This window comes from Viridibacillus sp. FSL H8-0110 (assembly GCF_038003565.1).
GTDB classification, from domain to species: Bacteria; Bacillota; Bacilli; order Bacillales_A; family Planococcaceae; genus Viridibacillus; species Viridibacillus arenosi.
In genome coordinates, this window is sequence record NZ_JBBOPJ010000001.1 from 2,370,791 (window position 1) to 2,386,415 (window position 15,625).

Annotated in this window: 17 protein-coding genes and 1 pseudogene; 5 read left to right on the forward strand and 13 right to left on the reverse strand. The window is 34.4% G+C overall.

What is annotated here, in order from left to right:
- Positions 1–225 precede the first annotated feature (225 nt).
- Positions 226–1,401, forward strand: coding sequence for an aminotransferase class I/II-fold pyridoxal phosphate-dependent enzyme (locus MHH98_RS11835; protein ID WP_038181461.1), 1,176 nt, complete (start codon positions 226–228; stop codon positions 1,399–1,401).
- 355 nt (positions 1,402–1,756) lie between these two features.
- Here the strand turns inward: MHH98_RS11835 and MHH98_RS11840 are convergent, their stop codons facing one another.
- The 9 genes from MHH98_RS11840 to MHH98_RS11875 form a co-directional block, all read right to left on the reverse strand.
- Positions 1,757–1,897, reverse strand: a complete 141-nt coding sequence (locus MHH98_RS11840) for a hypothetical protein (RefSeq protein WP_340712905.1) — start codon at positions 1,895–1,897, stop codon at positions 1,757–1,759.
- 38 nt (positions 1,898–1,935) lie between these two features.
- Positions 1,936–2,142 carry an NERD domain-containing protein gene (locus tag MHH98_RS22085; RefSeq protein ID WP_412104683.1) on the reverse strand — a complete coding sequence of 69 codons (207 nt, stop codon included), beginning with the start codon at positions 2,140–2,142 and terminating at the stop codon, positions 1,936–1,938.
- Between the two features lie 361 nt (positions 2,143–2,503).
- The gene (locus MHH98_RS11845) at positions 2,504–3,007 is read right to left on the reverse strand and encodes a hypothetical protein (protein WP_038181456.1); all 504 of its coding nucleotides are present in this window, start codon (positions 3,005–3,007) and stop codon (positions 2,504–2,506) included.
- A 161-nt stretch (positions 3,008–3,168) separates the two neighbouring features.
- A complete protein-coding gene (locus tag MHH98_RS11850; RefSeq protein WP_340712907.1) occupies positions 3,169–4,302 on the reverse strand; it encodes an acetylornithine transaminase in 1,134 nt (377 codons plus the stop codon).
- Entirely contained in the window at positions 4,299–5,078 is a 780-nt protein-coding gene (argB, locus tag MHH98_RS11855; RefSeq protein WP_340712908.1) for an acetylglutamate kinase, read from the reverse strand. The genes MHH98_RS11850 and argB overlap by 4 nt, the downstream gene beginning before the upstream one ends.
- Complete coding sequence (argJ, locus tag MHH98_RS11860) at positions 5,041–6,267, reverse strand: bifunctional glutamate N-acetyltransferase/amino-acid acetyltransferase ArgJ (protein WP_340712910.1); 1,227 nt, start codon at positions 6,265–6,267, stop codon at positions 5,041–5,043. The genes argB and argJ overlap by 38 nt, the downstream gene beginning before the upstream one ends.
- A gap of 15 nt (positions 6,268–6,282) precedes the next feature.
- A complete protein-coding gene (gene argC, locus MHH98_RS11865; RefSeq protein ID WP_340711218.1) occupies positions 6,283–7,317 on the reverse strand; it encodes an N-acetyl-gamma-glutamyl-phosphate reductase in 1,035 nt (344 codons plus the stop codon).
- 350 nt (positions 7,318–7,667) lie between these two features.
- Positions 7,668–8,873 carry an AI-2E family transporter gene (locus tag MHH98_RS11870; protein ID WP_038181445.1) on the reverse strand — a complete coding sequence of 402 codons (1,206 nt, stop codon included), beginning with the start codon at positions 8,871–8,873 and terminating at the stop codon, positions 7,668–7,670.
- Between the two features lie 84 nt (positions 8,874–8,957).
- Positions 8,958–9,902 (reverse strand): LCP family protein, encoded by a 945-nt coding sequence (locus MHH98_RS11875; protein WP_038181443.1) that lies wholly within the window; start codon positions 9,900–9,902, stop codon positions 8,958–8,960.
- Between the two features lie 112 nt (positions 9,903–10,014).
- On the opposite strand from MHH98_RS11875, the gene msrA reads away from it, so the two are divergent.
- From msrA to MHH98_RS11895, 4 genes and pseudogenes are all read left to right on the forward strand, one after another.
- A complete protein-coding gene (gene msrA, locus MHH98_RS11880; RefSeq protein WP_038181440.1) occupies positions 10,015–10,542 on the forward strand; it encodes a peptide-methionine (S)-S-oxide reductase MsrA in 528 nt (175 codons plus the stop codon).
- 131 nt (positions 10,543–10,673) lie between these two features.
- Positions 10,674–11,579, forward strand: coding sequence for an AEC family transporter (locus MHH98_RS11885; RefSeq protein ID WP_340712913.1), 906 nt, complete (start codon positions 10,674–10,676; stop codon positions 11,577–11,579).
- Between the two features lie 94 nt (positions 11,580–11,673).
- A pseudogene (locus tag MHH98_RS11890) lies at positions 11,674–12,555 on the forward strand (DMT family transporter).
- 81 nt (positions 12,556–12,636) lie between these two features.
- Positions 12,637–13,386 carry a class I SAM-dependent methyltransferase gene (locus MHH98_RS11895; RefSeq protein ID WP_340709043.1) on the forward strand — a complete coding sequence of 250 codons (750 nt, stop codon included), beginning with the start codon at positions 12,637–12,639 and terminating at the stop codon, positions 13,384–13,386.
- A 291-nt stretch (positions 13,387–13,677) separates the two neighbouring features.
- Here the strand turns inward: MHH98_RS11895 and MHH98_RS11900 are convergent, their stop codons facing one another.
- The 4 genes from MHH98_RS11900 to MHH98_RS11915 all read right to left on the reverse strand — a co-directional run bounded on the left by MHH98_RS11900 (position 13,678) and on the right by MHH98_RS11915 (position 15,623).
- The gene (locus MHH98_RS11900; RefSeq protein ID WP_038181418.1) at positions 13,678–13,980 is read right to left on the reverse strand and encodes a DUF3784 domain-containing protein; all 303 of its coding nucleotides are present in this window, start codon (positions 13,978–13,980) and stop codon (positions 13,678–13,680) included.
- Positions 13,981–14,259: 279 nt separating this feature from the next.
- Entirely contained in the window at positions 14,260–14,661 is a 402-nt protein-coding gene (locus tag MHH98_RS11905) for a GerAB/ArcD/ProY family transporter (protein ID WP_340712916.1), read from the reverse strand.
- Between the two features lie 5 nt (positions 14,662–14,666).
- Entirely contained in the window at positions 14,667–15,353 is a 687-nt protein-coding gene (locus tag MHH98_RS11910; RefSeq protein ID WP_340712918.1) for a GerAB/ArcD/ProY family transporter, read from the reverse strand.
- Between the two features lie 36 nt (positions 15,354–15,389).
- Positions 15,390–15,623 (reverse strand): hypothetical protein, encoded by a 234-nt coding sequence (locus MHH98_RS11915; protein ID WP_038181413.1) that lies wholly within the window; start codon positions 15,621–15,623, stop codon positions 15,390–15,392.
- Positions 15,624–15,625: the final 2 nt, after the last annotated feature.

Consider the following 15,625-nt stretch of genomic DNA (forward strand, 5'->3'; position numbering starts at 1 on the left):
CATTTTTAGAGGCAAGCCAATATAAATATCACTTGTATTAATATATTTCACTAGTGAAGATGAACTAAAATCTCTTTTTTTAATCTTAAAACATTTATAAACATTGAACATTCAGAGAATATTTATCAAATAATATGAAATTACTAAAGTTTATCTGTTACATAATAGCTTTAGTATGTTAAAATATTTCTTAAAATTACTTTTGCAACTAAGGAGTGCTTGCATGTGAAAATCGAAAAATCAAAAAAAATGGCTATGTTTCCAAAAGCAATATTCGGTGATTTGAAAGCGGCGGCCAATGCGAAAGCAGCTGAAGGCGTTAAATTAATCGATTTAAGCTTAGGAAGCCCGGATCTTCCACCAGACGAAAAAGTACGTAAAGTATTGTCTGAGCGTAGTGCATTAGCCAGCTCATATGGTTATACACTAAGTGGTACGAAACGATTCTACGAAGCGGTAGCCCGTTATTACAAACGTCGTACTAATGTAGATTTAGATCCTAATACGGAAATTATTCAAACAATGGGTTCACAAGAAGGACTGGTCCATTTACCGATGGCCTTCTGTAATAAAGGTGACTATGTACTAACGACGAACCCAGCCTACGTAGCCTTTGATGCCGGTATTCATCTTGCAGAAGCTATTCCTTACTATATGCCTTTATTAGAAGAAAATAATTACTTACCAGATTTCGATGCAATTCCTGTAGAGGTTGCTGAAAAGGCAAAACTGATGATTCTTAACTTACCAGGAAATCCAGTTCCTGCAATGCCTAACGAAGCATTTTTCGCTAAAGCAGTTGCATTTGGCCGTAAATATAATGTCATTATTTTACATGATGCTGCCTATTCAGAATTCTATTTTGAAGGCGACCGTCCATCAAGCTTCCTTGCTACACCAGGAGCTAAAGAAGTCGGCATGGAAATCAACTCTCTTTCTAAAAGCTTTAGTTTAGCTGGTGCACGTATTGCCTACATAGCAGGAAATGCTGAGATGATCTCAATTATCCAAGAACTAAAATCTAATTTGGATTACGGAACTTTTGAGCCAATCCAAGAAGCTGGTATTGTTGCATTAGACAATGCTGAAGAAATAACAGATCGTCTTCGTGCTACATTCTCAAAACGCCACCATATTTTAATGGATGGTTTAACTAAAATTGGCTGGAACGTAACACCTTCAAAGGGTGGTATGTTCGTCTGGGCTAAATACCCAAATCAAGAAATGAACGATATCGACTTTGTATATCACGCAATTAAAGAAACAGGCGTAGTCATGGTACCAGGTATCATCTTCGGTGATGCTGGAGCTGGTTATGTACGCTTAGCACTTGTTCAAAATGAAGAATTAATAGCTGAGGCTGTTGAACGACTTGCTACATTATCAGTAGTGCACGCATAATAGCTTTTGACCGCAATAGGGTAATACCTTTTGCGGTTTTTTTGTGGTGAAGGTGATGGGAATTTTTCTTGTGATATAAAACACTCAGCTTTTCTTTCAACCTCTCGCTCTTTTTGGGCTTCCTTTTGTGCTATTATGGCTCTCTTTTAACCTATTCAGCTCTTCTTTTAACTCACTCGCTCTTTTTGGCCTTTCTTTTGTGCTACTCGAGCTCTCTTTTAACCTATTCAGATGACTCCGTTTTTTATTTGTTCAATTGGTATATTGTATTTTCCGCATAAAGGTCTATGTTTAAAAGATCTATTATTCACTTTAATTGAATGAATTACTGCTCCTAATTGAGCTTTGTTTATTACTAGAGCTCATTTAGTTTTTGGATAAATAGTGCGATTTCTTTCGACATGATGTACGGTACAGTTGTAGGTGCAGTTTTAATTACTGTACGGCTATTAGGCATAATGATTGTTTTATAAATAGGTAATTGCAGAAACTTCATGTTTTTTAACCAGCGCTCAAATGTATCTGTTGCACGAATTAATTGATTTGCGGACAATGATATGCAATGGAGTGCCCTTCAAGTTCTTGAATGAGTTGATAGGGCTGTTCTTGGAAATGTAAAGTTCCTCTCATATTTTTAATTTCAATTAATAGAATATAGCTTTGTGTGAGTAAGTCGGAATCTATTTGGGCAATACGAGTTGGAGAGAGTTGACACTCGAAGTTTGGGAAGTAAAAAAAGATTTGTTAAACGGTACTTCTAGTACCATTTGATTTACGCGACATTCACCATTAAAACCAGCTGTTACATTTTCAAGTTGGCGAATGATGTCTTCGATTTTTTGATGATCTGGGGAGAGTCGTTTAATGAGTCGCTTATGTGCAAAGATTTCACTTGGTACTTGTCGCTTAATGAATATAGGCTTCCCCCCTAAACCACCACACTTTTATTCATACCACCTTATATACAGAATAGCCAAACAATATTACTCTATATTATTGTTTCTTATATATGAAAATATTGTAGTTTAATTCAAAAGTAAATCAATTCATAAAGTAAAAAAGAATCCATTCTGATAAAATGAATTCTTTTTTATACAGGCACTTAATCATCCAACAATATAATTTTTTGCGGTGTTGTTTGTGGTGGAATGCTACGTGTACTCATTTTGAAGAATACAGCTATGTCATGTCCATCAAGCTTTTCGGTCGCAATACTTTCCCCTACTGCATCTATTATTTTCGTATTTTGACTAATATTTAGCCGTAAATCTGATTCTACTAAAGATGTTTCGGCATTGTATGTACCAACTTTGTTGCCATAGAATAAATCTTTCTCATTCACAAGCACGAGTGTTGGAGAGAATTGCGGTGGAAAGATCATCATTGCAGGTTGAAGCTCATGGACATAGGCATGAATAAAAAAGCCTCGCTTTAGTTCACTTACTAGAAGGGGCTCATATGAAGTGCTATTAAAAATAAGTGTTTCTTTCGTTAGATTAAGTATAAATGTAGAGTTGTCATCTTGTTTTTGACAAGCTAAGGCGAAATGAGATGATGTTTCCTGGAGTTCAGTGAGTATACCTTTGAAATGTATAAAGTTAGACATGTTAATTCCCCCTTTTTTACTTTTGACGAATTACATACCTGGAAGTTTCGTGTTCAACAATAAGCGAAAAGGTCCGTGAACCCATTCGCTTATATAAAACACTTTTGAAAGAGGTATAGAGTAATGAATTGCGATTCTCTGAACGCATTAATTCAAACTTATTAATCGTTAATAATATCTGCTAAGATTGCGATGGCTGCATCGATTTCTTCATGTGTTACTGTAAGAGGTGGCAGTAAACGAATGACTTCTTCACCTGCACCAACTAATAGTAAGCCTGCATCTTCAGCTTTTGTAATAAAAGGTGCTACAGCTTTGCCGCAGTCTACACCTAGCAGTAAGCCCATTCCTTTTACTGTAAACTTCTCAGCTGGTAGAGTTTTTTCTAATTGCTTTGTGAAATACTCTGATTTTTTAAGTACTTCCCCTAAAAACGACTCTTCAAACACATGATTAAGAACTGTTTGCGCAACGGCTACTGCTAGTGGGTTCCCCCCAAATGTTGTTCCGTGTGTACCCGGGCTGAATGTGTCATACATTTCAGATGTTCCAAGCATTGCACCGATTGGGAAGCCACCACCGAGTCCTTTAGCTAGGGTTAAAATATCTGGTTTCAATGCAGTTTGTTCATAAGCATAACGTGTACCTGTGCGAGAGATACCTGTTTGTACTTCATCAATAATGAGTAAGATTCCTTGTTCTTTACAGATTTTAGTAATGGCTTCACCAAATTCTTCGGAAACAGAATTGACTCCACCTTCGCCTTGCACGACTTCTAGCATAATAGCTGCTACTTCATCATTTACTACTGCTTCTAGAGCTTTCACATCGTTAAATGGAACATGGATGAATTTATTTACTAAAGGACCAAAGCCTTGTTGCACTTTTGCTTGACCTGTAGCTGACATTGCACCGAATGTTCTTCCATGAAATGAATTTTCAAAAGTGATGATTGTATGTTTACCCGTATGCTTACGAGCAAGTTTGATTGCTGCTTCATTTGCTTCAGCCCCACTATTACAAAAAAATCCATGTGCCAGATGAGTATCTTTCAGAAGAGTGGCTGCTAATTGCTCTTGTTCTGGACTTTCAAATAAATTAGAAATATGCCATAATTTTTCACTTTGCAGTTTAATGGCCTCTACTAAAATAGGATTTGCATGACCTAGACTTAGTACTGCAATGCCACTAGTAAAATCCAAATACTCTTTTCCTGCTTCATCATATACTTTCGTTCCTAGCCCTTTTACTAAATGAACTGGACGTCTGCTATAGTTCCCAAATAATGCACTCATGCGAAAACTTCCTTTCTTTGGATCGTTGTACCGACTAATTTTGAACCAACGATTTGAACAGTTGGTATACCTTCATTTAAACAATCAACGGCAGCTTGAACTTTTGGAATCATGCCTCCATATATATCGCCAGAATTAATCCATTCTTTGATCTGTTCTGGATTTACACTGATTTGAACTTCTTCCTCAATTTTTATCCCTGGTGTATCCGTCACGAGTAAAAGGCTATCAGCATTCATTGATAAAGCCACTTTACTAGCAACTGTATCACCATTAATATTCAGAGGTATCCCATCAGATGTCGCTCCAAAACAAGAAACTACTGGAATGATTTTTTCAGCAAGTAAAGTTTTTAGAAGTTCCGTATTTACTGCTTCGATATTTCCTACGTAACCATATTCTTTTTCGTCTAAGAACGAACAGTTAAATAAACTTCCATCATAACCACTTAGCCCTAACGCTTTAATACCTGCAACATTCAATTGATGCGTTAATGCTGGATTTACTTTACCAATTAATGTTGATTGTACAATTTCAACAGCTTTACTTGATGTCACTCGAATACCATTTTTAGTAGTAGTTTCAACATTAGCGCTTTTTAATGCTTGATTAATAGCAGGTCCACCGCCATGAACGATAATAATATCTATGCCAGCTTGTTGCATCTTTTTAAAGTTTTCTAAAAATTCAGCATTTAAACCTTTTAACATACTACCACCTAGTTTAATAACAATCGTTTTATGATCTGTATGTTGCATTGATTTGTACGTAGTCATATGTTAAATCACATCCCCAAGCAGTACCATAGCCTACACCTTGATTTAAGGATACTGCGATTTTCACTTCATTTTGTTTCAAATAGACAATAAGTTCTTCTTCAGAAAATGGTACTGGTTCACCCTTTTCAACAACTGTAGTTGAACCAATTTGAATTTTCACATCGGTCGGGTCAACTGTTGCACCACTGTATCCTACAGCACAAATAATTCGTCCCCAGTTTGCATCACAACCAAAAATCGCTGTTTTCACTAAAGGTGAACCTACAACTGTTTTCGCAATTTTACGTGCCTCTTCATCAGTTACAGCACCTTCAACTTTAACTTCGATTAATTTAGTTGCACCTTCACCGTCTTTTGCGATCATTTTTGAAAGGTCTTGAGATACAGCATGGAAAGCGGCTTTAAAAGTCTCCCATTCTGGATGTGCTGGCGTTAATGTGGCATTGCCTGCTAATCCGTTAGCTAATACTAAGACGGTATCATTTGTAGATGTATCGCCATCTACCGTTATCGCATTAAAAGTCACATCAGTTACTTCTTTTAATAGTTGTTGCAATGCTTGTTGATCGATATCTGCATCAGTTGTAACATAGGCAAGCATTGTAGCCATATTAGGTTCAATCATACCTGATCCTTTTGCCACACCCGCGATGACAACTTCTTTATCGTCTATAACTACGCTATATGCTGTATTTTTAGTGACCGTATCAGTAGTTAGTATTGCTTGTGCGAAATCAATTGCTCCTTCTAACGTTGCATTTGGTGTAATTTCAGCAATTCCTTTTGCAATCGGCTCCATGTTCATGATTTCTCCGATTACGCCTGTCGATGAAACCCCAACAAGTTCTTTCGCAATCCCTAATTTTTCCGCTGTTAATTGTTGCATTGTTTCAGCATCTTTATAGCCTTGAGTTCCTGTACACGCATTTGCATTACCAGAGTTGACAATAAGTGCTTGCATTTTTCCGTATTCTTTCACAACCTGCTTTGTCAGTACAAGAGGGGCTGCTTTAATAACGTTTGTTGTAAAAACACCAGCTACATTTGCAGGTACTTTACTTACTAAAATCGCTAAATCTTTTTTCTTATGTTTTACGCCGCAATGTATACCTGTTGCAGTAAACCCTTTAGGTGAAACGATATTTTTACTCGAAATTCTTTTTAAACTCTCAAATGTTGTTGTCATATAAACACTCCCTTTTTAAATGTATAATGGCACTTGCATAAGGCCGGTTGTTTCATCAAAACCAAATTGTATGTTCATATTTTGAATGGCTTGACCGGCTGCTCCTTTAACTAAATTATCAATAACCGCAATAATCGTAGCTCTGCCAGTCCTAGAATCTACTTTCACATGGATATCACAGAAATTAGAACCATAAACTTGGTTCGTTCCAAATTTTGCTGTCTCTTTTATTATTCGAACAAAAGGATTGCTTTGATATTGTTTAACTAAACAGTAATATAGTTGTTCTTCTGTTGTGCATGGAGTAATCTGCGCATAGCTTGTTGCCAGAATCCCTCGCGTCATCGGTACTAATGTTGTTGTAAATGTAATTGGTGTATCACTATTTGCGAACATTTTCATAGCTTGTTCAATTTCAGGAATATGTTGGTGTTCATGTATTTTATAGATGGCTGTATTTTCATTTGTTTCACTGAAGTGAGTCATCATACTAGGCTTATTACCCGCCCCTGAGATTCCACTTTTGGCATCAATGACTAAACCATTTGCATAAATTAAATCTTCTTTTAACAAAGGTAATAGAGAAAGTAAAACTGCCGTTGGATAACAACCTGGATTGGCAATAAGTTTTGCATCTTGAATGGCTTCTTTGTTCCATTCACTCAAACCATATACGCTTTGTTCTACTGCATCACTAGGAGCTGACTCTTTTTTGTACCATTTTTCATAATCTTCTAAATTTTTTAGTCGGAAATCACCTGATAAATCTATGAATTTCGTTGAGCTATTTAATAGAGGTGGTAGAAGCTTGCTTGAAACCCCAGAAGGAGTACTTGTAAATACAACATCTAATTCAGCTAATGTATCTTCATCAATTTTCTCTAATGGTTGATCATATAGTTTTTTTAAATGACCAAATTTTTGTGAAAAAATGGCTCCTTCATCAGAAGAAGTGAATAATTTAATTTTTTCGACTTCATTATGATTATGTAATAATCTTATTAGTTCTAACCCGCCATATCCTGTTGCACCAATAATTCCGACCTTCAACTGAATCACCTCACGTGTATGTTACAAACTATTATAAGTATGTATAAATATAAAGTCAATTGTATTTTTATTTATATTTCATTCTATTGAAAATGTACACGCTTCCATCATTGATACAAAAACATTTGATATTGTAAAAATATTTCTTCAAAAGGGATTTTTCATAACAAATTGTATTTTCATGCATAAAAAAACAGCAAATCCTTCAGTTTAAATTGAAAGAATAGCTGTTTTTCTTTATAAAATTGCATATAACCGTATTTAGATTTATTGAATTGACAAAAAACTGTTCAACTAATCATACATTTTTCCTTTCCTTAACAAAAAAAATCGGTAGCAAATGCTACCGATTATTCGTCTTTCCAGTTCTCCACTTCATATTCCATAGTAGGATCTGGTTCTTGGCGATTATAGCGTTTCTTATATAAATAGAATAAGTGTGTTACTAACACTTTGAGAACTGCGTAACCTGGTATACCTAGAACAACACCTGGTACACCGAATAACGAACCTGCAGTTAGTAATACAAATATGATGGTAATAGGGTGGACATGTAACGATTTCCCCATAACTTGTGGTGAAATAAATTTCCCTTCCACTAATTGCACGATAGTCCATACCACTGCCAGTTTGACCAACATAATTGGCGACGTTACGATAGCGATAATCGCAGCAGGTGTTATGGCAATAATAGGTCCTAAATAAGGCACAACACTTGTAACCATCGCTAAAAAACCTAGCACGATAGCATAATCCATATCGATAATTAAGAAACCAATTGTGATCATGACACCGATACAAAATGCAACAATAATTTGCCCTTGAATATATGAGCTAATTTGGCGATCAGCTTTATGGAAAAGGTGAGCCGCGTCATCTCTCATACGAGGAGGAAGCATTTTCAAAATAAATTTTGGAAGTTTTTCTCCATCTTTTAATAAGTAGAATAAGATGAATGGGACAGTTACGATTGCTAAAAGAATTCCAGTTAGAGTGGAAATAAAGCCTGTAATACCTGTCGCAATACCGCTTCCTAGTTTACCCGCTGTATCTTTAACTGTATCACTTAAATCTTTCGTTATATCTGACATTACTTGATCTAAATCAAAATTGTATTTAGACAAGAAGGAATTGAAAGTCGATCCTTGTACGAAAGATTGCGTTTTATGAAGCATTTCCATAAAGTATTGTGGGAATTCATTGATTAAATTCGTAAACTGCCCTTTTAGGAATGGGAATACTAGAATAACTAACAAAGTAATTATTCCGGCTAGCCCAAGGTAAATAATCAAAATCCCCCATACTCTCGGAATTTTCCAATTCTCAAGTATACGCAGAATAGGTCTTAATAAATAATAAGCAATTGCGGCTAAAATAACCGGGAGTACTACTGTTTGTAAAAAAACAATAATGGGATAGAAAATAAATGATACTTTATCATAGATGAAAATAATACAACCTAAAATTAATAAGGTTAATAATCCAAAAAGTAAATTTCTACCTCCTAAGAAACGAATAAATCTCGTTGAAAAAAATGATGGTTTTTCTGGTTCCATCCAATCCCCCCTTTTGACAAAAAGTGCTATATGATTAGTTTACAGGATGCATTCGTTTTGCGCTAATAATATTATACCCCTATATTACTGTTCAAAATCAAGAAATTCCTCTAAAGCTTTATTATTTAATGCACGATCAATTTCAATAACAGATCCTGCATGAGGATAATTGGCAAATGAATAGCCATGTTCAACCGGAATAGTTAGTTTTTCGATATTAAGGTCCCCACCTTTTATGATTGATGTCATAAATGATAATTCATCTTTAGTTGTCATATCAGTTTGAACATAACCTTGAAGCGCACCTAATAATTTAGGGAAGTTTTTATAATTTCCAGGTGATACAACTTCTTTTTTCAATGCCTCTAGAGCCTTTTGTTGACGATCTACACGCCCAAAGTCACCCTTTTCATCCGAACGGAACCGAGCAAAGCCTAATAATTCTTTACCATTCAACTGATGTGTTCCTTTTTTCAATTTAACTCCGATGTTTTTCGACATATCTTTGTCGACATTTACTTCTACCCCATTTGGTGCAAGAATATCTACCATTGATTCAAAGCTTTTAAAGTCAATTAATGCATAGTGATTAATTTCAACATCGAACATATTACTAATTGTATCTTTCAATAATTGAACACCATCTAAATAATAAGCTGTATTCAACTTATATGATTGATAGCCAGGGATTTCTGCATAAATATCTCGCATGAATGATACCATTTTAATGTCATTTGTGTCTTTGTTCCATGAAACAAGAATCATAGAGTCTGTTCGCGATTTTGCCTCTCCGCGAGAATCGACACCTAAAAGTAAAATATTATCTATATTTTTTGATGAAGCCTCATCACCAATAAAGTCTTCTTTTATATGTTCTTGCCCTTTCGCAAGTTCTAATCCTGCTTTATATTCAGTGTATGCATATACTCCTACCCCTACTAATAGAAGTAGTAGAAAAGTAAAGAACACACGTCCTTTTCGAAGTTTGCGTCTTTTTTTGCGCACTCGCGTTTGTTGATTTTCTTGCATGATGTATGCTCCTTTCAAGTGGGTATGTTTTTCTAGTAGTCAATGTTGTAAACTATAAGATGTACAAGATGGCACGTATTAATGACGTCTTTATACTAATGGAGGTTACAACATGGAACAAATTACAAATAAGGCTACATTTGCTGGTGGATGTTTTTGGTGCATGGTCAAGCCATTTGTCGAATATGACGGAATACATAAAGTAACTTCAGGATACATGGGTGGACATATAGAAAATCCAACATATGAAGACGTAAAAGCAGGTCAATCAGGTCACTTAGAAGTCGTTCAGATTGAATTTGATCCAGCGCTCTTTTCATACGAAAAATTACTCGAAATCTATTGGCCACAAGTCGACCCTACAGATGACGGAGGTCAATTCCAGGACCGTGGTGAATCTTATAAAGCTGCCATTTTCTATCATGATTCATTGCAACAACAATTAGCCGAAGCTTCCAAACAAGCGTTAGTTGAAAGTGGTCGTTTTAAAAAGCCAATCGTTACTGAGATTCGAGAAGCAAGTATATTCTATCCTGCTGAAGATTACCATCAGGATTATTACAAAAAAAGTGCCAAACACTATAAAGAAGACCGTGCAAAATCCGGTCGCGATGAATTTATCAATACAAATTGGAAGTAACAATAGTTAACACGTAGGTTAGTTACTACGTGTTTTTCTTTGAAAAATAAACTTTTTTTAAAATAGTATTGTCTATATTTTTTAAAGTGGAATAATAAGAAATATCTAATAAATCTAACGGAGATGATTATTTGTCATTATTTCTTATTATTTTACCGGTTCTAATAGTGTTTTCAATAGGTTTTATCGGACAAAAATGTATAGGCTTTGATATAAAATCAATTTCTACAGCAGCCCTATACTTAATGTCACCATTCCTCGCTTTTCGGACATTTTATACGACACCTTTAACTAAAGACTATTTATACATAGCGATTTTCGCAATTTTGTTAACGGTTGTACTGTTTCTCATTACATGGGCTATGTCCGCTATATTTAAGGCTTCTCAATCAGAATTTTCTGCAATGATCCTCGGAGCCGTGTTCATGAATAGTGGCAATTACGGAGCACCCGTTGTGTTATTTGCTTTAGGTGCTGCAGGTTTTGATATAGCCGTAATTATAATGGTACTTCATTCACTTCTAATGAATAGTTTAGGCATTTTCTTTGCTTCAATTGGCGGATCACAAAAAGCAACAATACAACAATCCATTCAAAAAGTTTTGCGCATGCCTTTAATCTACGCAGCACTAGCGGGTATTACTTTAGAATTTTACCATATTCCTATTCCTAAAACAGTAATGGATGGTGTTAGTTTAGTAGCTGAAGCTTCTATTCCAACAGTTATGCTCGTTTTAGGGATGCAGTTAGCTGCTATTTCTGCTAAAAAGGTAGATTATCGCTTAGTTTCAGTTGTATCAATTATCCGTATAGTTTTATCACCGATTCTAGCAGCAGTTATCTTAACTTTTATGCCCCTCAGTTCTCTAATTAAAACCGTTTTGATCATCCAATCTGCTATGCCCGCTGCTGCAAATACAACGATGATAGCACTACAGTTTGATACAGAACCTGATTTAGTATCCTTTACTACATTTGTAACTACAATTATTAGTATCGTATCAATACCGGTTGTACTTTATTTCTTAGGTATTTAAGCCTTGATTTTCTGATATATTCAAATATTATTGCAGATTAAATCAGTATGTCGAAAAAATGGATGCTATATATTTTAAAAGTGAGGTCCTTTATATGAATAGAATCCCAGCGTTTGTATTGCTACTTTTAGCAACTATTCTTTGGGGCGGCAATTTTGTCATTGGACGTGCAGTTGCCAATGATTTACCACCATTCACACTTGCATTTCTACGTTGGTGTACGGCTTTTATCGTCTTTTTACCGATAGCCTATGTTGCTTTAAAACGAGATTTCAAAGAGATGCTGAAGCATTGGTGAATTGTTTTTATTCTTGGTTTTACTGGGGTCGCTAGTTTCAACACACTCGTATACATAGCTCTACACTACACAACTTCGATTAATGCATCATTGATGAATATGTTAACACCCGTTGTCATTTACATATTATCTTTTATATTTTTAAAGGAACGTTTAACGAAAAATCAATTGATTGGTACAGCCATTTCTTTTATCGGTGTTTTATGTATCATTTCAAACGGTTCAGTAGAAACTTTACGCCATTTTCCCTTTAATAAAGGGGATATAATCGTTATTGCTGCTGTAGTTTTATGGAGTATCTATTCTTTATTAGTAAAACAATATGCAAAGCAATTACCTGGAAATTCAACATTTCTTGTTTCAATATTCGTAGGTATCATTATGTTACTACCCTTTTTCCTATATGAATCTGTTCAAACAACGTCTGTGATCCATTGGTCTGGAACAGCATTTTTCGCTATTATTTATACAGGTATATTTGCATCGATTATTGCATTTATTTCCTGGAATACTGGTGTAGTGCGTATTGGAGCCAATAAAGCCGGATTATATTTAAATTTCATACCTGTGTTTGCTTCGATTTTCGCAGTACTCTTTATTGGTGAATCCCTTACTTTATCACAAGTAATCGGAGGATTATGCGTAATTGCTGGTGTATATTGTTCAGGTAGAAAATAGTATAGCGAAAATCTTCAAATAATTTGATTTACAACACAATAATCCATATTCTATTTATATAGATAGGAGTTTAGATATAACATGACCAAACAAAATAAATATGATGAAACAAATTTCTTTTCTGCTTATGAACAAATGCCTCGCTCAGTCGAAGGTCTTGAAGCTGCAGGTGAATGGCATATATTAAAAACACTACTACCAAAACTAAAAAATAAGCGCGTACTTGATCTTGGATGCGGTTTTGGCTGGCATTGCCGATTTGCTCGTGAGCAACAAGCCAGTTCTGTAATTGGCGTTGATTTATCGAAAAAAATGTTGGAAAAAGCGCGTGAAAAAACAGATGACTCTGGCATAACCTATATTCAAGAATCGATTGAAGATATTCAATTTTCAGATGCACAATTTGATGTAGTCATAAGCTCTCTCGCTTTACACTATATTCAGTCGTTCGATACAATTTGCAAGAAAGTCTATGATTACTTAGATGATGGTGGGTCATTTGTCTTCTCTGTTGAACATCCAATCTTTACTTCTAGAAGTGAACAAGATTGGTATAACGATGAAAAAGGCAATCGTTTACACTGGCCAGTAGACAATTATCATTTTGAAGGATTACGTGAAACATCCTTTTTAAATGAAAGCGTTCAAAAATATCACCGTACGATTTCTACTTATATGAATGATTTGATTAACGCAGGTTTTAGTATTAGTGCAGTAAAAGAATCTACACCTTCTGAAGAAATGTTAAAGAATATACCTGAAATGCACGATGAAAACCGTCGACCAATGTTTTTAATGATTGCTGCAAATAAAGGTGTCTCTAAAAATTAATAATAATCTCTAACAAAAAGCGTTCCTACTTTATGTAGAAGCGCTTTTTGTTAATCCAATATCCCTTCAGACCTTTAAAACCTATGATTTAAGTAGAACATATGTAAAATAAATAACTTTTAATGCTGCATATCATTATATTGATTTATATATCGCCATACTTTCCCTGTAACTTTTCCCGTAATAATGCGAATTTAAACCATCTAATTATGAATCGATTACACTTGTAGTAGTAGGCTTTTCACAGATTAAAATCCGCTCATTCCTAGGAACAAGCGGATTATATCCAACTTATTGATGTTGCTTTCTTGTATAAAGAACCAAAATGATTAACAACAACAGCATGATGAATGAAATTAAGTTTAAAAATATATGCCCAAAATATTTTAAAAAAGGGGTAATAAAAAGTAAACATGCAAAGGCTATACAGAATAAGCCGTTGTTTTTTGCGAATTTTGATTTATTGCCTTTGAATTTTTGACCATTATATCCTGCAACTAATTCAACATCTTCTTTTTTATAGATAAATAACCCTAAGGCTAAAAAGCAGAGACTGATCAAACTTGTAATCAATATGTCGATTAAAGTAGCCAAGTTTACTCCTCCTTAGTGCTTATTTTATTTCATTTAATAAAATCTATGCATGGAAGATGTCTTGCTTTAATAATTATATCCTCTAAAAGTTAATGTTATTTAATTGTTTTGTAAATTTTCATTCATTTTATATAAAATTTATTAAGGGTATCCTTGGAAAGTAGCTTATATTCAGTGATTATATCTAATTAGGACTGATTCTTATTCATCGAATTTGAATGAGCAACTAGTATATTTTCACAAAATATTTACAAAAAACACTTTAAGTGGATAAGGTTTTTACTCACTTTTTATTTTTCTAATTTTAGCAACAATTAATAACACTAAAGGTAGTAATAAAGCAAATGTAGCTGAATATGGTATCCAGATTTCCTTATTAAACTTTAGTTGATGGACTACATCAGTATGAATCGTTTGAGAAAGAGCAACCATACTTAATCCTAAAGGTAATATTAGAGATCTATAATTCTTTAACTTGAGTAACTGTGCCGTTCCTACAACTGTCACATGAAAATAAAAATAGATTCTAACATACAGTGTAATAATCCATAAGAGAGCCATAGTGATTTCAATACGTTGAATAAAATTCCCTATAGAAATCCTTTGTGCCATTGCATAGCTAGGGAAAACTCGGTGAGCCGTATCAGTAGGACCAAGAACTAAGACACATAAAGTAATCAAGATTATTAAAATACCCCCCCAGCTATAGCACCTATATAAAACCCTTTTGTTCCAGATTTAGGAACATTAATAGCAACAGGGAATATCATTAACAATACGACCAATGGAAATGCAAATTCACTAATAAAAATCAAAATACCATTGATTAATGGTTTAGGATTCGAATTTAAAACCGGCTCTAAATGTTTTATATCTACTTGTGGAGAAATAAAAACCACTAAGAATATAAACAGTAAAAAAAATATTGGAAAGAGTATTTCCGAAGATCGTGCAAATGTTTCTATTCCTAAATAAGTACCAAACATAATCACAATCATGAATAACCCACCAAATGCTACGATAGGTGTTTCAGGCATAACTTCAGTACGCATGAAATCGCCTAAAAAATATAGAAGTCCAGTCCCAGAGAGATACGTAAATATTAGAAACAAAATTACAATAATCTTACCAACATATTTTCCAAGAACTTTTTCAATCAATTGAACTAAAGATAATTTAGGAGAAATATTTCCAACAGTGATATAAAATTTCGCTAGTAATAAACCGACCAATACTCCTAATACAGCTGCAACCCATGCATCTTGCTTCACAACTTGTGTTAAGCTTGCAGGTACAATTAAAATAGCTGCTCCTACAGAATAAAGCATTACAATTATCGTGAATTGTCTTACACTAATAATCTCTTTTCCCATAGCTTATTTCCTCTTTTACTGTTAAATTATGCCACTTTATTTAAGTGCCATCGTAATAAATTCTCCCATTGGTTTAAAGATTACAATGATTAAATCAAAAGGATTTGGTATTTTTACTTTTAAAGCTACAGCTATACATAAAGTAGTACTGATGAATAGTAATATTGAAAAGGTCCAAATTTCTTTTTTTTCACCATTCTGCTTTAGTTTTGGTAATTGAAATAACAAGATGGCAGTAAAGAGGATTAAAATCCCAATTGTTTTAAACATTC

Bases quoted from the DNA above. Each gene is read 5' to 3' on its own strand.
- MHH98_RS11915 (WP_038181413.1), bottom strand. From the start codon at position 15,623: ATGTTTAAAACAATTGGGATTTTAATCCTCTTTACTGCCATCTTGTTA.
- MHH98_RS11910 (WP_340712918.1), bottom strand. From the start codon at position 15,353: ATGGGAAAAGAGATTATTAGTGTAAGACAATTCACGATAATTGTAATG.
- MHH98_RS11895 (WP_340709043.1), top strand. From the start codon at position 12,637: ATGACCAAACAAAATAAATATGATGAAACAAATTTCTTTTCTGCTTAT.
- argJ (WP_340712910.1), bottom strand. From the start codon at position 6,267: ATGACAACAACATTTGAGAGTTTAAAAAGAATTTCGAGTAAAAATATC.
- msrA (WP_038181440.1), top strand. From the start codon at position 10,015: ATGGAACAAATTACAAATAAGGCTACATTTGCTGGTGGATGTTTTTGG.
- MHH98_RS11870 (WP_038181445.1), bottom strand. From the start codon at position 8,873: ATGGAACCAGAAAAACCATCATTTTTTTCAACGAGATTTATTCGTTTC.
- MHH98_RS11875 (WP_038181443.1), bottom strand. From the start codon at position 9,902: ATGCAAGAAAATCAACAAACGCGAGTGCGCAAAAAAAGACGCAAACTT.
- MHH98_RS11845 (WP_038181456.1), bottom strand. From the start codon at position 3,007: ATGTCTAACTTTATACATTTCAAAGGTATACTCACTGAACTCCAGGAA.
- MHH98_RS11850 (WP_340712907.1), bottom strand. From the start codon at position 4,302: ATGAGTGCATTATTTGGGAACTATAGCAGACGTCCAGTTCATTTAGTA.
- argB (WP_340712908.1), bottom strand. From the start codon at position 5,078: ATGACTACGTACAAATCAATGCAACATACAGATCATAAAACGATTGTT.
- MHH98_RS11840 (WP_340712905.1), bottom strand. From the start codon at position 1,897: ATGAAGTTTCTGCAATTACCTATTTATAAAACAATCATTATGCCTAAT.